Here is a 19,668-nt window from a genome sequence, read left to right on the forward strand (position 1 = left end):
TCAAAAAATCCGTAAATCCGTAAATCCGTAAATCAAATAATTAAATGTCCTACTAACCAAATCGCTAAATGTTCGTATCTTTGCAACCTTCATGAATTTACAGGCTGTATTACAATTATTTCAACGTGATGCTCGCCTGCAGACGCTGGTGAAGGGGATTCAATCACCCACCCCACAATACTTTCAGCTGTCTTCCCTCAGCGGGAGTGCAATAAATTTTGTGGCGGTTTCAGCCTGGGCAAATGCAGACGCGAACCATCTCTTTATTCTGAATGATAAAGAGGAGGCAGCCTATTTCCAGAACGATCTGGAAGAACTCAGCCAGGCCCTTGATATTTTCTACTTCCCCGACTCTTTCAAAAAAACCGGACAGTTCCAGGAGCTCAACAGCAGCCATAGTATGCTGCGCACAGAAGCCCTGATGAAATTTTCCGGCGACAGCGTGCGGAAGAAGGTACTGGTCACCTACCCCGAAGCACTCTGGGAAAAAGTGGCCGGCAGCAAGGCTTTCAGCGCCAACATGGTGCAGCTGAAAGTGGGCGACGTGCTGAAAGTGGACCCCCTGCTGGAAAAGCTGATCAGCTGGGGATTTGAACATACCGATTTCGTATATGAGCCCGGTCAGTACGCACTGAGAGGCGGTATCCTCGATATTTATTCCTTCGGTAACGAAAAACCTTACCGTATAGAATTGTTCGGGGAAGATATTGACTCCATCCGCTTGTTCGATCCGGAAACCCAACTTAGCGAGCGCAAGCTTACTCAGGTGACGCTCATCGCTAATATGGACACCCATACGGTGGACCATCAGAAGACTTCACTGCTGGAGTTCCTTCCCGCCAATACCGTTGTGTGGATGAAAGACCCTGCCTACATCCGGGGCGTGGTGGAACAGCTGGAACAACGGCTGGACGACTGGCTGCTGACCGGCCAGAAAGTGAAGGTCAACGACGACGAGGACATGGTGCTCAACAGCGACGATTTCGTGAAAGCCGCTCCGCTGCTGGAACAGCTGTTGAAAAGGACCACCGTCGTCTTCGGCAACAAAGAATATCTCACAGAAAACGGCATACAACCGGAAACCATCGTCTTCGATACACAGGAGCAACCGGTGTTTAACAGGCAGTTCGATCTCCTCATCAAAGACCTGGCACAACATAACAACAACAAATACTCCCTTTTTATATTCGCAGATAACCCGCGCCAGCTCGAACGCCTGCGCAGTATCTTCGAAGACCTGAAAGCAGCATTTGTCTTCTTTCCCATACCGGTGGCCATCAGCCACGGGTTCATCGATCACTCGCTGAAACTGGCCTGCTACACCGATCACCAGATCTTCCAGCGTTTCCACAAGTCAAGGGTAAAACAAGCCTACAACAAAAACAAGGCGATTACCATGAAGACGCTGCGGGAGCTGCAGCCCGGCGATTATGTAACGCATATCGACCACGGCGTGGGCGTGTACAGCGGTTTGCAGAAGATCGAATCCGGCGGTAAAATGCAGGAAGCTATCCGCATCATTTACAAAAACAACGACCTGTTGTATGTAAATATCAACTCCCTGCACAAGATCAGCAAGTACACCGGTAAGGAAGGCGTGGAACCGCGGGTGAATAAGCTCGGCAGCGACGCGTGGGACAAGCTGAAAGAGAAAGCCAAAACACAGGTTAAAGATATCGCCAAAGACCTGATCAGGTTATACGCCGTAAGAAAAGCCCAGCAGGGCTTTGCACACGCTCCGGACACCTATCTGCAGACAGAGCTGGAAGCCTCCTTCCTGTATGAAGATACGCCCGACCAGAGCAAAGCCACTGCCGACGTGAAACGCGACATGGAAAGCCCTGCCCCCATGGACCGCCTCGTGTGCGGCGATGTGGGCTTCGGTAAAACGGAAGTAGCCATCCGTGCTGCGTTTAAATCCATCGTGGACGGTAAACAGGCCGCCGTACTGGTGCCGACCACTATCCTTGCATTCCAGCACTACAAAACCTTCTCCGATCGTTTGAAAGATTTCCCCTGTACGGTGGATTATCTTAACCGCTTCAAGTCTTCCAAAGAGAAAAAAGAAACGCTCAAACGCCTCGAGGAAGGCAAGATAGATATCATCATCGGTACCCACGCCCTGCTGAGCAAAGACGTGAAGTTTAAGGACCTCGGCGTGCTGGTGGTAGACGAGGAACAGAAGTTCGGTGTGTCTGCCAAAGAAAAGCTGAAACAGCTGAAACATAACGTAGATACGCTCACGCTAACGGCAACGCCTATACCGAGAACGCTGCAGTTTTCGTTGATGGGCGCCCGTGACCTTTCCATCATCAATACGCCGCCGCCTAACCGGCAGCCTATTGAAACGGAAGTACAGGTCTTCAACCAGGACGCCATCCGGGACGCCATCTACTACGAAACGGAAAGAGGCGGACAGGTATACTTCGTACACAACCGCGTGAAAGGCCTGGCGGAAATGTCGTCCCTGATACAGGGTCTCTGCCCCGACCTGTCTATCGCTACGGCGCACGGCCAGCTGGAAGGACATCAGCTGGAAGAAGTGATCCTCGATTTCATCGACCGGAAATATGACGTACTGGTATGTACCAACATCGTGGAAAGCGGTGTGGACATCCCCAACGCCAATACTATTATCATCAATAATGCGCATCACTTCGGCTTGAGTGATCTGCATCAGCTGCGTGGCCGCGTGGGCCGCAGTAACAAAAAAGCTTTCTGCTACCTGCTGGCCCCGCCTATGAGCACCCTCACCGCAGACAGCCGCAAACGCCTGCAAACGCTCGAACAGCATAGTGAGCTGGGTAGCGGCTTCCAGATCGCCATGCGCGACCTCGATATCCGCGGCGCCGGTAACCTGCTCGGCGGTGAACAAAGCGGGTTCATGGCGGAAATAGGCTTCGATATGTACCAGAAGATCCTCGATGAAGCTATCCGTGAACTGAAACAAAACGAATTCCGCGACCTCTTCAAGGAACAGCTGGAAGAGAAAAAAGACTTCGTCAACGACTGTACAATCGATACCGACCTCGAAATACTGATCCCGGATACCTATATAGAAAGCATCCAGGAACGTCTCAACCTGTACCAGGAACTGGACAATATCACGGAAGACGGCAGGTTACAACAGTTTGAGAAAGAACTGACAGACCGCTTCGGCCCGCTGCCTGAACCGGTAAGAGACCTGCTCACCATGATACGCTGCCGCTGGATGGCCATACAGCTGGGCTTCGAAAAAATGATGCTCAAAGAAGAAAACCTCCGCTGCTACTTTATCAATAACCCCGATTCCCCGTATTTTGAATCGCCTACGTTTAACCATATATTAACGTATATACAAACCCGTACCAACAACGCCAAACTGAAACAGGTAGGCAAAAACTTCATGCTGGTGGTGAACCGTATCCGTCATATGGACGATCTGCATGCTTTCCTCAAAGGCATTACGGATAGCCGCAAATAATTTTTTTGTAACATTTTCATTGTGTAATCGTTTCATTCATAATTAGAAACGAATGTTTTTACATGTGTATATGATATCGGGTGAAAAATTTTTTCCCGGCTTTTGTGGAAACAGGGTTTTACGCTGCATCATGAGGGTGTAATAAACATCGAAAACAATTTTTTTTAAATAAGAAAAACAAAGACACATGAAAAAGGTAATGTTATTAGCCGCCGGATTATTCTTCGCTCTGAGCACCTTCGCCCAACAGGCTGACAATAAACAGGTAAAGAAAATTGAAGTGAACGGCTCTGCTGAAATTGAAATCACACCGGATGAACTCAACCTGGACATCTCCCTGAAAGAATATTTAAAAGGTAAAACCAAAGTGGACATCACCACACTGGAAAAACAGCTGGTGAAAGCCATCGTGGATGCAGGCCTGCCGAAAGAAGTGCTGACAATCGAAAACGTGAACGGTTTCAACAATGAATATTTCCTCCGTAAGAAAAAAGATCCGGTAGAATTCATGGCCCGCAAGCAGTACCGCCTGAAACTGACCAAACTGGATAAAATCAACGATATCCTGGGCGCGGTAGATGCGGAAGGTATTGAAAGCACCCGCATCTCTTCCTATACTTCCAGCAAAATGGACCAGTACCGCAAAGAAGCGAAAATCAAAGCGATCAAAGCTGCTAAAGAGAAAGCTGAATACATGCTGGCTGCTATCGGTAACAGCATCGATAACGTGATCGAAGTACAGGAAATCAACACCGATAACTACGCTGACTACCGTCCGCAGATCATGGCCAATGCAATGTACAAATCTGCTGATGCCGTTGGCGGTGGCGCTCCTGAGATTGATTTCAAAACCATCAAAGTTCGTGCTGAAGTAAGGACCGTGTTTAGCATCAAATAGTGCTCGCCGGCTCGCGGAGTTCACGCAAAGACGCAAAGCAGCAAAGAGCGCAAAGATTATATAAGCGAGCAAAGAAAGCAAAGGGGCGAAGATCAAATTTGATCTTCGCCCCTTTGCTTTCTTATTTAACCTTAAAAATTCTTTGCGCTCTTTGCTGCTTTGCGCCTTTGCGTGAGCGAGGACTAGAAGCTGTATCTCAGGCCCAGTTGCATCTGATGACGGGAACCGAAGAAGTCTTTGGAATAAGGTGATCCCGGATTTTCCAGTTTGAGGATCGGGTAGTTGTTCACCACTTTTCCGGTCGGTGTTGCACCTACGCTGGCAGAAGAGTTGAAGGTGTTCGGTGAGAAGTACTGAATACCCCAGTCTTTGTTGATCAGGTTGGTCACGTTCACGATGTCATAAGTGAGTGTCAGTGTGTGCATGGATTTACCGGCTTTGAAGTTGAAATCCTGGCTAAAGCGGAAGTCAGCCTGTGTGTTCCATGGTGTACGGCCACCGTTACGTTCGGTGAACTGGCCTTTGCGGCCGCTCAGGTATTTATCATTATTGATGTAGGTCATGAATTCTGTTGCTTGTTGAGCGGCAGTTTTGCCATTAACGTCAGCAAAGAAGTTGGTCGCTTCTGCTACATCTTTCGGGATGTAAGCGAGGCTCACCTGCTGCGGCGTACCCTGTACGGTAGCGTTTACGAAACCATAGGTATACGGTAAACCGGAAGAGGTGTTAAAGAACACGGAGAAGTTGGAAACCCATTTGTTTTTGGCATCCCAGGCGTGTTTGTAGTTAACGGTGGCAACGATGCGGTTGCGGATGTCGAAGTTGGAGTAAGCCAGCGCCGGGTTATTCGGGTTCAGCGCCTGGTTCAGCTGCCAGTTAGACTCCATGGAGTTACGGATACCGTTGGTGATGTCTTTAGCTTGTCCGTAAGTGTAAGCTGCCATTACGTTCAGGCCAAAGGGGAAGGATTTGGACACCTGCGCAGTGATGCTGTAACGGTAACCTTTATCCGTGTTGGACAACAGGTAAGCATTCGTATATAACGGATTGATTTTAGTACCGGACCAGATAGGCTGTTGTTTGTTCACGTCGTAGGCATAATAAGTAGGATTGTCTGCCAGGTTGATCTGCTGGAACATCAGGTCTTTGATCACTTTGGTATAGATACCTTCAACGCTGAATTTCCACTGGTCGCGGGTGTTGTACTCGAGGGCGAGGCTGCTTCTCCATACCTGCGGCATTTTGAAGTTGTTGTCGATCAGGTCTACCTGTGTAGCGCCGGAAGCGTCATTAACTTTAGCACCGTTCTGGGCGGCGAAATCTGCGATACCGTTTTGGGAAGGTTGCGCTGCTGCGATCGGGCCGTTTACAAAAGGTTTGCTGGAACGCTGGTCGTAAGCACCGTAAGTTACACCGTTGTTGTAGTAAGCATAACCTAACCATGCGAAAGGAATACGGCCGGTGAAGAGACCGGTACCACCGCGCAGTACGAGGCTGTTGTCGCCTTTGATATCATAGTTGAAACCTAAACGCGGAGAAATCTGGATGTTGTTCAGGAAGTTGTTTTTGATATCCTGTGGCTTGGTGTACGTATAGGTGGTACCATAGTTCGGGTCAACAGGCGCTTTGGTGGTTTTGTCGCTCAGCGGCTGTTTGTTCGGAATACCGGCATAGTCTAAACGGATACCTGGTGTAATTCTGAAGCGGTCGGTCAGCTGGATTTCATCCTGGCCGTACAGGCTCAGCAGGTTTACTTTAAACTGTGCCGGCGGGTTGGCCATGATATAATCACGGGAGTTGTTGGCGTAGTTGTAGTTACCACGTACGCGGCTGGGATTGTTGGCGAGGAAATCCTCAACGCTGTTGTAGTCGATACGGCCGTTCCAGGAGTTTACAAAACCATAGGTGATGTTGTAAAACTCGTTGTGCGTACCTACTGTGATGGTATGGTTGCCTTTGAAGATGGTGACGTTATCGGTGATCTCAAAGGTTTTTTGTTTCATGTTGAAGATGCTGGCTTCGCGGTCGGTACCGAGGAAGATGGTAGAACCGGCGGTACGGCCTTTGATCTGGATCTGCGGGGTTGCAGGATCAGACAGCGGCGTTCTGTAGTCATGAACGTTGGAGTAACCCAGGATCAGGCTGTTGGAGATGCTGCTGTTGAAGTTGCTTTTCAGTTCTGCAACGGTAGAAGACTGGTTGTTCACCTGTTTGAAGTCGATACCTTTGAAACGGAAGTTCTGTTGGTCGCGTTCCAGGTTGGTTGCTTCGGAGGTGATGGTATTGTTACGGAGAGACAGGTGATGTTTGTCGTTGATGTGCCAGTCCAGTCTGTTGAAGAATTTATTGGAGTTGGAATAGATGCTGGTGTTACCGGCGGTTCCGATATCCACGCCATAGGATTTCATTACGGCGGTGATGTCTGCGGCGTCTTTTTCGGTGAGGATGCCGCCACCGTCAGCTGAACCAGCGGCGAGGATCACCGGGTCTACACGGCGGGTGATTTCTTCGTTGGTGAAGAAGAACAGTTTGTTTTTGATGATAGGGAAACCAACACGGGCGCCTGCCTGGTATTCATGGAAGTCGCTGGGCAGTTTGGAGCCGTCGCCGGCGTTGTTTTTACCGATCATAGCGGCATTACGGCCGTAACCGTAGATGGAGCCGTGTACTTCGTTGGTACCGCTGCGGGTTACTGCGTTTACGCTACCGCCGAGGAAGTTACCTACTTTTACGTCGAAGGGGGCCAACAATACCTGTACGTCCTGGATCGCGTCGAGAGACACGGGATTGGTACGGGTGCTGCTGCCGGGCTGACCGCTGGTAGAGCTCTGGCCACCGAGAGAGGGGCTGAAGCCGATCGCATCGTTGTTGATGGCGCCGTCCACAGTCACGTTATTATAACGATAGTTGGTACCGAGGAAAGAGTTGTTGTTGCTCTGCGGAGTTACCTTGGTGAGGTCCTGCAGGCTGCGGCTCAGGGTAGGCATGCTTTTGATCTGCTCCTGTCCTATTTTGGTGCCGCCGGTTTTGCTGCCGGTATTGCCTGTCACCACTATTTCGCTCAGCGCAGTGGATTCTTCCTGTAATTTAAAGTTGAAGTTGGTAGTACCCAGTGCCAGGTTCACATTTTCCTTTACTTCTTTTTTATAGCCGATGAATGAAACGGTAACGGTGTAGGGACCGCCCGGGTTCAGGTTCGGTACAATATAACGACCGTCGCTGTTGGTCTGTGTACCATTTTTAGTGCCAGTGGCGGTGTTCAACACAACAACCGTTACACCGGGAATAGCCTGACCGGAAGGATCTGCTACTTTACCTGAGATAATAGAGGTGGTAATCTGCGCTTGTGTGTTGTTAAAACATAAAACGACCAGAATGCTCGCTAATAGCGTGACAAATGATTTCATAAAGCCTGTAAGTATTTACAGGTGCAAAACAACTACTCCAAAGCAACCAGAATGTTAACTCATTATTACGAAATTGTTAAGGAGTGCTTAAAATGATCTTAAAATAACCTAATTAACCTACGATTAAGTGAATTTAATATCATGTTCGCGCAGATATATGAAACCTGTGTTAACAATCGATGAAGGAATTGTAACGCCCGGATTGTTTAACAGTTCCTAAACAATAATTTTAGTAAGACAACCAGTATGACTATACGAAAAATGTTCCCGCGTGAACAAAAAACCCCGTCTTAAAAGACAGGGTTTTTCTTGTTTTTTTAAAACGGTGATTACTTAAAAATAGACTTTGAAAGTCCCGTCCGTTAAAGGTTTTTCTATTTCACCACTAATTAAGGTGCCGGAGAAGGTTCCCTCCGCTTGTTTACTATTAATGCTTTCAAGTTTGATGGAGATGGCTTTGGTAATGTAACCATCTTCTTTTTGCTGAATATCCATCAGCGTCATTTCACCGGCGCCCTGGTCGTACTGCCCGGCCTGCAGGCCATTGGGGAAAGTGATCATGAGTTCCATGTGTTTGGTGAAATTGTTGGTGACACCGTCTATTACCAGCGTCTTCTTACCGGCAACAACAGTATCTGAAATATAGCCCTGTGTAGAGTTGGAATGATAGGTAACGCCTCCCAGGCGGAAAGTGAAAGAGCCCTCCGGTGTTACCTCTTTCTTTTTGGAACAACCGGCAAGTCCTGCTCCCGCTATGATCGCAACAACGGCCCATACGAAGATTTTCAAACGCATATGTTTTGTTATTTAATGCTGTCCAGTATTTGTGCCGCTGCATAGGGAACCCGGCGTTGGCCGGCAGATAGTGCCGCCGCCAGCCAATCTTCATTGGAATAGGTGTACCGGTTAATATACGGGCATAGGGATAAATTCGTCTGCAATATATGTAATAAAATTTAAATTAAATAAAATGTTAATAAATAAATGCGGAGCAGGCAGTGAAAACAGAAGTGGCAACGTCAATATTAACAATATTTTTGTAGGGTAATTCCGTATTATTACTGCTCGAGTACTCAATTAATAAAAGCACATTATGTCATCGGAAGTAGTCAAACAATTACAGGAAGCAGTGCAGTTTTCACCGGAAAATGTGCCGTTGCGCCTGCACCTGGCCCAGGTGCTGTTGCAGGATTATGATTATGTGCAGGCGGAAGAACAGTACCGTAAGGTACTGGAGCTGTCGCCGGACCATACCGCCGCCCAGCTGGGGCTGGCCCGTACCTTCTACCATCAGCAAAAATATTCCGCTGCCATCGTTGTACTGGAACAACTGGAACATCATGAGCCGGACCATTTTGATGCCCTCCTGCTGCATTGCCGTATCCTGGTAAGGGAAAACTCCCTGCAGGCGGCCAGAGATATTTACCAGCACCTGTTGCAGCTCAATCCAGGCTTCCGCGACGAAGCCCTCGACGCGCAGTTCCGTCTGCCACAACAACAAGCCTCCGTCTCTTTTGAAGAAGAAGACGATGAACTGGCGGAAGACCCGGATAAAGTCTTCACGCTGGAAAAACCGGATATGAATTTCTCCGACGTGGGGGGTATGGAAAGGGAAAAACAGGAGATAGACCTGAAAATCATCAAGCCGCTGCAGTTCCCCGATTTATATAAAGCCTACGGTAAGAAAGCCGGTGGCGGCATCCTGCTTTATGGCCCTCCGGGCTGCGGAAAAACCTACCTGGCCAAAGCCACAGCCGGACAAATACAGGCGGAATTTATCAATGTCGGCATCCACGATGTGCTGGACATGTGGATCGGCAATAGTGAAAAGAACCTGCATGCGCTCTTTGAACTGGCCCGCCAGCGTAAGCCCTGCGTGCTCTTCTTCGATGAAGTAGATGCACTCGGCGCCAATCGTACCTCTATGCGCAACAGCGGCGCCAGCCACCTGATCAACCAGTTCCTGGCGGAAATGGATGGTATCGCCGCCAATAACGAGAACGTGCTGATCATCGGCGCCACCAACGCGCCCTGGAGCCTCGATCCGGCTTTCCGCCGCCCCGGCCGTTTTGACCGCATTATCTTCGTGGCCCCTCCCGATACGGACGGCCGCGAGTCTATCCTGCAGCTGCAACTCCGCAATAAGCCCGTCTCCGACGTGGATTATAAAGCCCTGGCGAAAGCCACGGCCGGCTATTCCGGCGCCGACCTGAAAGCCATCGTGGACCTCGCCATAGAAGACAAGCTGCTGGAGGCGCTGCAGAAAGGAGTACCACAACCTATATCGCAAAAAGAACTGGTGAAAGCCATCAAATCTCATAAGCCCACTACGCGGGAATGGTTTAACACCGCCCGCAATTATGCCTTGTATTCCAATGAGGCCGGCCTGTACGACGATGTGCTGAAATACCTGGATATAAAGAAATAAATTATGGCTGTACTCATTCAGCGTGCCCAGTTGCTGCTGCAACAAGGGCGTTACCAGGATGCGCTGACTACCCTGAAACAACATCTCAGTACCAGCGCCAACGATATAGAAGCGCTCTTCCTGCTGGCCATCTGCTATCTCGAGATGGGTAAAACAGATGAAGGGGAACAGGTGGTTAACAACGCGCTGAGCTTCGCACCGGACGACGACCGCTTCCTGTATCTGAAAGCGAGGATAGCACTCAATAAAAACCAGTACAGCGAAGCGCTGCAGGCTATCAGTGAAGCGGTGGCCATCCACCCCTACCAGGCGGATTACTTTGGGATGTGGAGCCAGATACTGTTGTTTAAGAAAGATTACCCCGGCGCCCTCCAAAAAGCGCAGGAAGGGCTGGCTATTGACCCGGAGAACCTGGTATGCCTGAACCTCCGGTCCAATGCGCTGTTTAACCTTGGCAAAAAAGAAGAGGCGTTTTCTGATTTACATGAAGCGCTGGAACATAATCCTGAAAATGCCTATACCCACGCCAATTTGGGCTGGAAGTGGCTGGAGGCCGGCGATCACCGCAAGGCGCTGGAACATTTCCGGGAGTCGCTGAAACTGGACCCTAACCAGCAATGGGCCAAGAGTGGCATGGTGCAGGCAATGAAAGCGCGTTACTGGCTGTACCGCCAGTTCCTGAACTATGCCTTTTTTATGGGAAGGCAAAAAGCCGGGATGCAATGGCTGATCATCGTCGGCATCTTTATTTTCACGCAGATCGCCAGTAAAGTGTTCTTCCCGCTGTATGTGCTGCTGGCGCTGGTGGCGTTGTCTACCTGGCTGATTGCACCGGTGAGCAACCTGTTCCTGCGGTTGAACCCTTACGGCCGTTATGCCCTCACACCGCAGCAAATGAAAGTCTCCACCATGGTAGGCTGCCTGCTGGCGGTGGCGCTGCTGGCTGCTGCTGCCTACTGGATAACCGCCATTCCCGGCCTGCTGTCTGTTGCTATCTGTTCCGGCGTACTGTTGCTGCCGGTGTCAAGTATGTATACACCGGAATCCAAAAAGAGCAGGAACATCTTTCGTATTTATACCCTGTCGCTGGCTGTTATCGGGCTTTTAGGGGTCATCTTCGCTTTCATCACCAACGACTACGCCAATATATTCGTGGCCGTTATGCTGATCGGGGTATTCCTGTACCAGCTGCTGGCGAATTATATTATCTCCCGCGAGTAACTGTGATGGCCATGATTATCCTGATTTACCTGATCCGGGAAAGCCGGCAGACAACGATAACAGATTAATAATAAAGAGGATCGCCCATTGATTATATCAATGGGCGATCCTCTTTATTATTAATATTATATCCCGCTTTGATCTTCGCTAATCATGTAGATCGGCGATAATTATGACGATCAAAGTTATGCGTCGATCTTCGCGTATTTCGCATGTGATTCGATAAACGCCCTGCGCGGAGGTACCTCGTCGCCCATGAGCATGCTGAACACGCGGTCGGCTTCTGCGGCGCTTTCAATGGTTACCTGTTTCAGGGTGCGTTTTTCGGGGTCCATGGTAGTATCCCACAGTTGTTCTGCGTTCATCTCACCGAGACCTTTATAACGCTGTACGTTTACGCTGTCTTCTTTACCGCCGGCAGCCAGTTGGATAGTAGCGGCCTTACGCTGTTCTTCTGTCCAGGCGTAGATCTGCTCCTTGCCTTTTTTAACGAGGTACAGCGGTGGTTGTGCGATGTACACATAACCTTGTTCCACCATGGCTTTCATGTAGCGGAACACGAAGGTAAGGATCAGGGTGGCGATGTGGCTACCGTCCACGTCCGCATCCGTCATGATGATCAGCTTGTGATAGCGGAGTTTGGAGAGGTTCAGGGCTTTGTCGTCTTCTTCGGTGCCGATGGTTACGCCCAGGGCGGTGAAGATATTTTTGATCTCGTTGTCTTCATAGATCTTGTGTTCCATGGCTTTTTCCACGTTGAGGATCTTACCACGGAGTGGCAGGATGGCCTGGAAGTTACGGTTGCGGCCTTGTTTGGCCGTACCACCCGCCGAGTCACCTTCGACCAGGAACAGTTCACATTTTACAGGATCGTTGTCGGAGCAGTCTGCCAGTTTACCGGGGAGGCCGCTGCCGGTCATCACGCTTTTACGCTGTACCAGCTGACGGGCCTTACGGGCCGCTTCACGGGCCTGTGCTGCCAGCACCACCTTGTTGATCACGGTTTTTGCTTCGCGGGGATTTTCCTCAAGGAAAGCGTCCAGTACGGCAGCTACGGAGCTGTCTACCACACCCATTACATCGGAGTTACCGAGTTTGGTTTTGGTCTGGCCTTCAAACTGCGGTTCAGGCACTTTCACGCTGATGATAGCGCTGAGGCCTTCGCGGAAGTCGTCGCCGGTTACTTCTACCTTGGACTTCTCGAACAGTTTGTTTTTATCGCCGTAAGCTTTGAACACACGGGTGATGGCGCGGCGGAAACCGGCCACGTGTGTACCGCCTTCGATGGTGTTGATGTTATTAACGTAGGAGAAGATGTTCTCACTGAAAGCGTCGTTGTATACCAGCGCTACTTCTACCGCCACGTTAGACGCCGCGTCGTGGGTTTCCACGTAAATAGGCGTAGGCAGCAGCGGGTTACGGCGGCCGTTTTTATCCAGCATCTGGATAAATTCGCGGATACCGCCTTCGCTGTAGAAAGTTTCGGAGAAGATGTTGCCTTCTTCGTCTTTTTCGCGTTCGTCGGACAGGGTAATGCGGATCTTACGGTTCAGGTAAGCCAGTTCCCTTAAACGGCCGGCCAGGATTTCCCGGTTGTAGGTCGTTTCGTTGAAAATTTCGCTATCCGGTTTGAAGTGTACAGTGGTACCGGTAGTCTCGCTGACCCCGATCTCCCGTACCGCGTACTGCGGGATACCGCGGTGGTATTCCTGCTCAAACAGTTTGCCTTCCGTTTGTACGGTCACATGCAGCCGGGTACTCAGTGCGTTTACGCAGCTGACACCCACCCCGTGCAGACCGCCGGATACTTTATAGGTGTTTTTGTCAAATTTACCGCCGGCATGGAGCACGGTCATTACCACCTCCAGGGCGGAGCGTCCTTCTTTCGGGTGAATACCGGTGGGGATACCACGGCCGTCATCCTTTACCCGGATAGAGTTATCCTCGCAGATCGTTACTTCGATATTTTTGCAGTAGCCAGCCAGGGCTTCGTCAATGGAGTTGTCCACGACTTCATATACCAGGTGGTGAAGCCCTTTGATGCCAATGTCGCCAATATACATGGCCGGACGCTTGCGCACCGCTTCCAGTCCTTCCAATACCTGAATACTCCCCGCATCATAGTTGCTGCTGGGGCTGGTTGCTTGCACTAATTCTTCGCTCATATGTTGGTGTAAAATCTTTTAGAAACAAAATCGGTAGACAATCATGCAAAAATACGAAAAATAAGCCTGATTTCCATAAAAGAATAGCTGTTTTTGGGTGGGATGGACACCACTTTTTTACCTTATAATTTTCCTGCACCGGCGGTCTCTTTCACCCCGGCAAATAATGTTTTCCACACCAGGTTAAAAAATGACTTCTGGATATCCCTGGTATGAGTGGGGTTAGACACCCGCACTTTCTCTCCGGGAAGGGGGTTACTGTCTTTAATGACCATCACGTTGGCCACAAAGCTCATCAGCCCTTTGCGGCTGTAGCTTTTGTGGTCTTTGTCCTGCTTCAGGATAGCTATTTTCAGGTTGTCGTACAACAAGGTGACGCTGCCGGCGGCTTTCCGCTCGTCTCCGCGGATATTGAAGTTCAGGTCCCGGATATTGCAGGAACGTATTTCGATCATGCCCAGCGGCTGGGTAACGGTGTTCAGGTCTTTCCCGTTCATGTTTTTCAGCTGGCCGGACACGGCAAAACGGCCGGTGGGACTGTTGAGGATAAAGTCAAAATGAGCCCTCAGTTTGCCGCTTTGCAGGAAGATAGCGTCAAAATCGGCCACACAATGGTTGTTGCGGGCCACCATGGAATCTATATTGGTGATATTGGTCAGCCGGCCGTGGACATGCCCGAAGCTGACCTGCCCTGTCTGCCGGGACACGGGACTCAGCTCGGAATACTGCAATTCCACATTGTTGCCGGTCAGGGTATCTATTTTCAGGGGTAAATGCACTTTTTGCAGCACCTGGTTGGGGAACTGTCCCAGTTTGTCGCCGGGCGGCATGGGCAGCGTCCGGTCACGGTAAATATGCAGCTTGCCGTTGCCGATATTGATACGCCGGGCCCATACCTGCTGCTCCTGCAGCAACATCCTGGGGTCCAGCTCCCGTACCTGGATATCGCTGAACTGCAGCTCGTAGCGGTCTTGCTGCACACCTCCTGTCTGCCGCTGGAATTCCGCTTTGCCATAACGGGGCTTTATCTCAAACTGCCCGATGTTCAGCGTCCTTTCGGCGGCATCATAACGGATGCCGCGCACGTACATCCAGTACAGGCTGTCCCGGGTACGGTTCATATAGTCCCGCATACCGATTTCATAATTGCGGGCGTACAGGTAGCGGGTAGGGTCTTTCAATGCCACCGAATCGATCAGGAAGTCGTTGACCCCCACCTGCAGGTTGCGGAACTGGTGGATCACCCTGGAAGAGTCTTTCCGGGTAAACACATATTTAAAATTGGTATTGTCCAGCTGAAAACGCCCGATAAAGATGGATTTCATCTTGGAAGAGATGTTCTCGTAAGCGGTGCGGGGCCGGGTGGTGTCCCTGACGGTGCTGTTCTGGTCCATCACAATACTGGGACCGGTCACGATCAGCGCCCCGGCGTTGAGCTCCTTTTTGATGAAATACCGCCACGGTTTAAAATACTTCAGTTGGAGTTTTTCCACACTGATGAGATAGGTGTTTTCCGGCGCCCGGCGGGCGTCCAGCATCCGCCGGTATACAGCGGAATCCAGCGTCATCGTGGCTTTTTCCACGGTCAGACTGCCGGAAAGCACATTGAGGTGCAGGTCTTTGAATTGTACTACATACAGACTGTCGGACAAATCTGTCACATAGCCGGATAGTTCCTTGCGTAACAGCTTGGTCCAGTGTTGGTTAATATACCAGGCCGTTCCTAAAACCAGTACCAGCAGCACGCACAATACGGTCAGAATAATCCTGATGATGCGGGGTAATTTCCTTTTCCTGTGTTCCATCTGTTATGAATAAACGAAATTTATACCAATTGATTGCTGTCTCCCTGCGCTTAACGGATGAATATTATGCTATATGTTAGGATTGCTTTGTAAGTGTATTGTCAAAATGTATAGGATTAAAATTGGAAGTGTTAAATTTGTCCCGGTTTTAAAACATCAGGTAAAGTGAAAGAAATTCAGGAAATACTGGCATTAGCCATCCCGCAGCCCGCCATGAGCGACCAGCTACAGCTGGCGGAGCAGGACAGCGTGTCCGTCCCGGATTGCCTGGACTTTACATTGCAGCGCTTCATCTACGATAAGCCGTTGCCGGTGGAAGACATAGCCATGGTCGTGTACCAACCGGCTAAAAGAGGGCAGTCCGCCGCAATAGAACTGCGCTATTGCGTGGCCGGCAGCAAATACTGTAAAAATCCCGCCTGCACAGACCAGTTATGTGCAGAGGGCAATAAGGAAGCCTGTAAGGACAAGGTCCCTTCTGTAGACCTTATCACCGTCAGGTTCCAGCCAGCGTTTATTCAGTCGCTTCAGAAAAATACCACCTCGTTCTCCCTTTTCGAGAACCAGACCCGCAAACCTTTCGTGAAAACCATCCAGCCCTGCACCAAATCCAAATCGGTGCTGGAAACCATGGTGCATCACAACTATGAAGGAATGCTGAAGAACATCTTCCTGCAAAGCCGCGCCCTGGACTTACTGCTGTACAGTTCAGACCAGTTCATGCAGAACGATCCCGACGAACGTTATGGCTGCCGCTTCCTTACACACCTGGAAGACCGGGAGAAAATTGAAAAAGCAAGAAGTATCTTACTGGAACAACTGGATTCCCCTATCACCATCCGCGACCTGGCCCGTAAAGTAGCCATGAATGAATGTTACCTGAAAAAAGGCTTTAAAGCCATGTATGGTACCACCATCTACGACTATTTCCAGAAAGAAAGGATGGAGAAGGCCAAAGGCCTGTTGTACGAAAAAGGCATGTCTGTGTCCGAAGTGGCTATGCTGATGGGTTATTCCTGCATTTCCCACTTCTCCACCGCCTTTAAAAAACATACAGGGTTAAAACCTTGCGAGTTATTACTTCGTTGATTATCAATTAGAAAGAAATTAATTGAATGCTGATGGTCCATAACCATCAGCATTTTTTTTGCAATTTCCCGCTTTGATCATTTCTTTTCCCGAATTGAAAACCGCAGCCGGAATTATCGGCGTTACTTTGTATTGTTAAAACGACGGACAGATATCTATCTGTGATCCTTCAAAGCTTCCTTATTAGATTTGACCATGGGAAGAAACTTTTCTGGTGATGAAAATCAGTAAAGCCATAAATTTTAAACTTGCGTTTTTTATCAAACACCAAGGGAACACAAGTTTCAATTGCCAGAGAAGTTTTTTACCAGATTTTATAAAGTCGCCTCACCTCTGTGAGGCGACTTTTAAATTTTTAGCAGTGGGCAATAGCTTCTGCATACTCCATCTCATAAGACAACCCATACGTGCTTTTATATTCTCTCAGGAATGACGCATACAGATGGCGGGCCGCTGAATGCTGCCGCAATGCCACCAGCGCCCTGCACTTGTGCCGTACCGCTTCTTCGTGGAGGGAATCGGCATACAGTATACAGTCACATACGTCCAGCATAAAAGCCGGCGCGGCATCGGGGTTTTCATCTATAAAATGGCTCAACAGCTCAATATTATGCGAGGCAATGTCCGCCTTGAATTTATCCAGCCACGGGTATTCGGTTTCCTGCAGGAAAGGGCCCCGCTTCAGCAGTTCCACCAACGCAGCAGTATTGCGGGGACCATGCTGTAACAACTGGTAGTAACGGTCCAGGTCCGTTTGTTCCGACGGGCCTTCAAACCGGAACAACCAGCGTTCATTATCCTTCATCAGCGTATAGGCGCCGGTTTTATCGAGTATGCTCTTTAGTTTGACCAGGTTTACGGAACGGTTGTTTTTCGCATCTTTTACAGACCTCCCCGGCCACAGCACTTCATGGATCTTCTCCGACGAAATACCATTTCTGCCCGGCACGGAATGCAGGTACAGCAGCAGGAACAGCTCCTTCAGCAAAGGACTGAAGGCGCGGGTAATATCATTCCCCTCCCTGTCGGTAACAGTAAAAAGACCAAACAGCTGAACCCCGGGACAAGCCGTGGTTACACCGGCCATAGGGGCGGCAGCGGGAACGATGACGGTTGCAGGCTCCGGGAGGTTAACCGGCGCCGGTGCCACTGACGGCTGTTTCCGGCGGTTCAGCGCCGCTATGCCCAGCGCCAGTAAAAACAGCGCGGTCACCAGGCCGATGGCGATGAGGATACGAACAACATACAATGGCGCGGGCTTGTCTGCAGGCGCGGGCGCTCCCAGCCCATGAGGCGAAAACTGAAGGGTATGGATACGTACCTGCGTGGTGTTGTTTTTCAGTGAAAACAAGGTTACCACCGTCAGTTCATCGTTTTCGGGCGTATAAAAAAGCCGGGCTGCCGACCGGATGTCATAAAAGTCATAACGGATGGCAGTGGCCATGGCCGTATACACTGGTTCTTTTAAAGATCCTCTGATCAGCTGAAGCGAAGAGTTCATCCGGTCATTGGCGAAAGTCAGCGCATAATATTCCTGCCGTTTTGTATCCAGTACCATATTACCGGCGAAGGCAAATTGTTCTTCGGGTTCCTTCAGCCGGTATATCGTGCGGAAGGTACGGTGTTTCACATCCAGCAATACCAGGTCATAGAGGTTGTGCGGATTCAGCAGCTGGTCGCCGGTAGTGCTGCCATAACCGCCCAGTATATACGCTGTGTCTCCCGCCTGGTTGTTGCCCAGCGCCGCCAGGTACCGCGGCGTAAAAGCATCTCCGCTCATGGCGACCTGCTCCCACCGGCGGCGACCTGGCGCATAACAATGTACTTCATTCTTGTACCTGAAATCACCATAACCACCTATCATATAAATGCTGCTGTCATAGCAGGAGAAGAAAAGGTTGGAATGCCAGTAGCCGGTCACGTTCTGAGGGTTTAATGTTCCGTTCCAGGTGTGCTGCGCGGTATCATACACCGCCACCTGCTGACTGTCGGGCATCAACTGATATAATTGCCGGTCCGCCGGATTAAAAACGGCGTGTAGCCCTGCCGGTAATGGCTGCGGCGAAGCCTGCGCCTGCGCGGCTCTCTGATGTGTGTAACAATAATAACGGTAAAGGCTGTCGTTACTGTTAATGTAGATAGTGCCGGTAGCTGCATCCATACTTACGCTGGCGTTGCCTTTTACGATAAAGGAATCGGCCTGTCGCCAATGGGTGAAGGCGGGGCGCATCCATACCGGGTTTTTGACTTGCGCGGTTTGTCCTGTTATGAGGTCTTTGTCGGTAGTGCCCTGGGCCTGGTCCAGCGGCCAGTGGTGTTGCAGCGTGCCGCCGGCAAACAGCCGCACGTCTTTCAGCCGCATCGGCGGAAGGTCGAACGTGCGGAACGTTTTGCGGTAATTGGCGCCGAAACAGATGCGGAGCGCGCTGCCGGAAACAATGGGGCTGCGGACTGCGCCTATCCGCCGGCCGTTGACGGTAAGGGATAACGTATGTGCTTCATTGTTAGCATCCAGCCGGATGGTGTTCCACTGATGAAATAAACTGTCAGACGGAATAGAGAAAGTGATACCGGAAAACGCATTGCCGGTGACCACATAAAATGCTTTTGTGCGAACATTATATATCAGGTCGATATTCTGGCGTTTTTCATCGGTGATCCTGAACACATAGCCAAAATACGACCGGAAAAACGGTTGGAACGATAGGTCGAAAGACAGGCTGTAGCTGCCTTTCACCCGGATAGGTTTCTCCGGCGCAAGGTCAAGTGAGGTACGGTCTTCCTGCGCAATATTTTTACTGGCAAACAATAATCCATACCCCTCCTGTGCCCGGCAAACCATCACAAGTGATACGAATAGGAGCAAAAAGACTGTATATCTGTACATAAGCTTCCTTACAAATCCTGTAAGTCTTTTTTTCAATAATTCAATTAAGATGCGGGATGACAGACCGGCTTTCAATAACGTGGCAAATTAAAGTCTAAACGCTAAAGTTTTTTGATATGGAAGTTAACTTTGCTTTAAGAAACTTCTCTAGTGTTAATTTAATAGATAAAACATGCATTTCATAATTTAATCAGGGCTTTTTTTTGACTTAATCGCCGCTGTTAATCCCCAATTAATCCGCCTGTTAACCTGCTGCTCCTTACTTGCAGGGTGATAATTAACTCCTGTTCATCAAACTACAGAAT

At 49.8% G+C, this 19,668-nt stretch carries 10 protein-coding genes; 5 read left to right on the plus strand and 5 right to left on the minus strand.

The window, feature by feature from the left end:
* Positions 1-220: 220 nt before the first annotated feature.
* Both mfd and HF324_RS02510 read left to right on the plus strand, forming a co-directional pair.
* Positions 221-3,463 carry a transcription-repair coupling factor gene (gene mfd, locus HF324_RS02505; RefSeq protein ID WP_258539404.1) on the plus strand — a complete coding sequence of 1,081 codons (3,243 nt, stop codon included), beginning with the start codon at positions 221-223 and terminating at the stop codon, positions 3,461-3,463.
* A gap of 187 nt (positions 3,464-3,650) precedes the next feature.
* A complete protein-coding gene (locus HF324_RS02510) occupies positions 3,651-4,361 on the plus strand; it encodes an SIMPL domain-containing protein (RefSeq protein WP_168861864.1) in 711 nt (236 codons plus the stop codon).
* A 182-nt stretch (positions 4,362-4,543) separates the two neighbouring features.
* Here HF324_RS02510 and HF324_RS02515 read toward each other — a convergent pair whose 3' ends face one another.
* Both HF324_RS02515 and HF324_RS02520 read right to left on the minus strand, forming a co-directional pair.
* Positions 4,544-7,768, minus strand: coding sequence for a TonB-dependent receptor (locus tag HF324_RS02515; protein WP_168809177.1), 3,225 nt, complete (start codon positions 7,766-7,768; stop codon positions 4,544-4,546).
* Between the two features lie 333 nt (positions 7,769-8,101).
* Positions 8,102-8,563 carry a hypothetical protein gene (locus tag HF324_RS02520; protein ID WP_168861865.1) on the minus strand — a complete coding sequence of 154 codons (462 nt, stop codon included), beginning with the start codon at positions 8,561-8,563 and terminating at the stop codon, positions 8,102-8,104.
* 298 nt (positions 8,564-8,861) lie between these two features.
* Here HF324_RS02520 and HF324_RS02525 point away from each other — a divergent pair, with 298 nt between their 5' ends.
* The gene (locus HF324_RS02525; protein ID WP_168809181.1) at positions 8,862-10,196 is read left to right on the plus strand and encodes an ATP-binding protein; all 1,335 of its coding nucleotides are present in this window, start codon (positions 8,862-8,864) and stop codon (positions 10,194-10,196) included.
* A 3-nt stretch (positions 10,197-10,199) separates the two neighbouring features.
* On the plus strand, positions 10,200-11,417 hold the full coding sequence (locus HF324_RS02530) for a tetratricopeptide repeat protein (protein WP_168809183.1): 1,218 nt from the start codon (positions 10,200-10,202) through the stop codon (positions 11,415-11,417).
* Positions 11,418-11,602: 185 nt separating this feature from the next.
* On the opposite strand, the gene gyrB is transcribed toward HF324_RS02530, so the two are convergent.
* The gene (gene gyrB, locus HF324_RS02535; protein WP_168809185.1) at positions 11,603-13,582 is read right to left on the minus strand and encodes a DNA topoisomerase (ATP-hydrolyzing) subunit B; all 1,980 of its coding nucleotides are present in this window, start codon (positions 13,580-13,582) and stop codon (positions 11,603-11,605) included.
* Positions 13,583-13,704: 122 nt separating this feature from the next.
* Complete coding sequence (locus HF324_RS02540) at positions 13,705-15,387, minus strand: hypothetical protein (protein ID WP_168809187.1); 1,683 nt, start codon at positions 15,385-15,387, stop codon at positions 13,705-13,707.
* 165 nt (positions 15,388-15,552) lie between these two features.
* Between HF324_RS02540 and HF324_RS02545 the strand changes: the two genes are divergently transcribed.
* A complete protein-coding gene (locus HF324_RS02545) occupies positions 15,553-16,476 on the plus strand; it encodes a helix-turn-helix domain-containing protein (RefSeq protein WP_168809189.1) in 924 nt (307 codons plus the stop codon).
* Positions 16,477-16,831: 355 nt separating this feature from the next.
* On the opposite strand, the gene HF324_RS02550 is transcribed toward HF324_RS02545, so the two are convergent.
* A complete protein-coding gene (locus HF324_RS02550; RefSeq protein WP_168809191.1) occupies positions 16,832-19,342 on the minus strand; it encodes a bacterial transcriptional activator domain-containing protein in 2,511 nt (836 codons plus the stop codon).
* Positions 19,343-19,668: the final 326 nt, after the last annotated feature.

The sequence above is a fragment of the Chitinophaga oryzae genome (assembly GCF_012516375.2).
Classification (GTDB): Bacteria; Bacteroidota; Bacteroidia; order Chitinophagales; family Chitinophagaceae; genus Chitinophaga; species Chitinophaga oryzae.

What these genes read in the sequence shown, in the direction of transcription:
- HF324_RS02530 (WP_168809183.1), top strand. Translation starts at nt 10,200, where the DNA reads ATGGCTGTACTCATTCAGCGTGCCCAGTTGCTGCTGCAACAAGGGCGT.
- HF324_RS02510 (WP_168861864.1), top strand. Translation starts at nt 3,651, where the DNA reads ATGAAAAAGGTAATGTTATTAGCCGCCGGATTATTCTTCGCTCTGAGC.
- HF324_RS02540 (WP_168809187.1), bottom strand. Translation starts at nt 15,387, where the DNA reads ATGGAACACAGGAAAAGGAAATTACCCCGCATCATCAGGATTATTCTG.
- HF324_RS02520 (WP_168861865.1), bottom strand. Translation starts at nt 8,563, where the DNA reads ATGCGTTTGAAAATCTTCGTATGGGCCGTTGTTGCGATCATAGCGGGA.
- HF324_RS02515 (WP_168809177.1), bottom strand. Translation starts at nt 7,768, where the DNA reads ATGAAATCATTTGTCACGCTATTAGCGAGCATTCTGGTCGTTTTATGT.
- HF324_RS02525 (WP_168809181.1), top strand. Translation starts at nt 8,862, where the DNA reads ATGTCATCGGAAGTAGTCAAACAATTACAGGAAGCAGTGCAGTTTTCA.
- gyrB (WP_168809185.1), bottom strand. Translation starts at nt 13,582, where the DNA reads ATGAGCGAAGAATTAGTGCAAGCAACCAGCCCCAGCAGCAACTATGAT.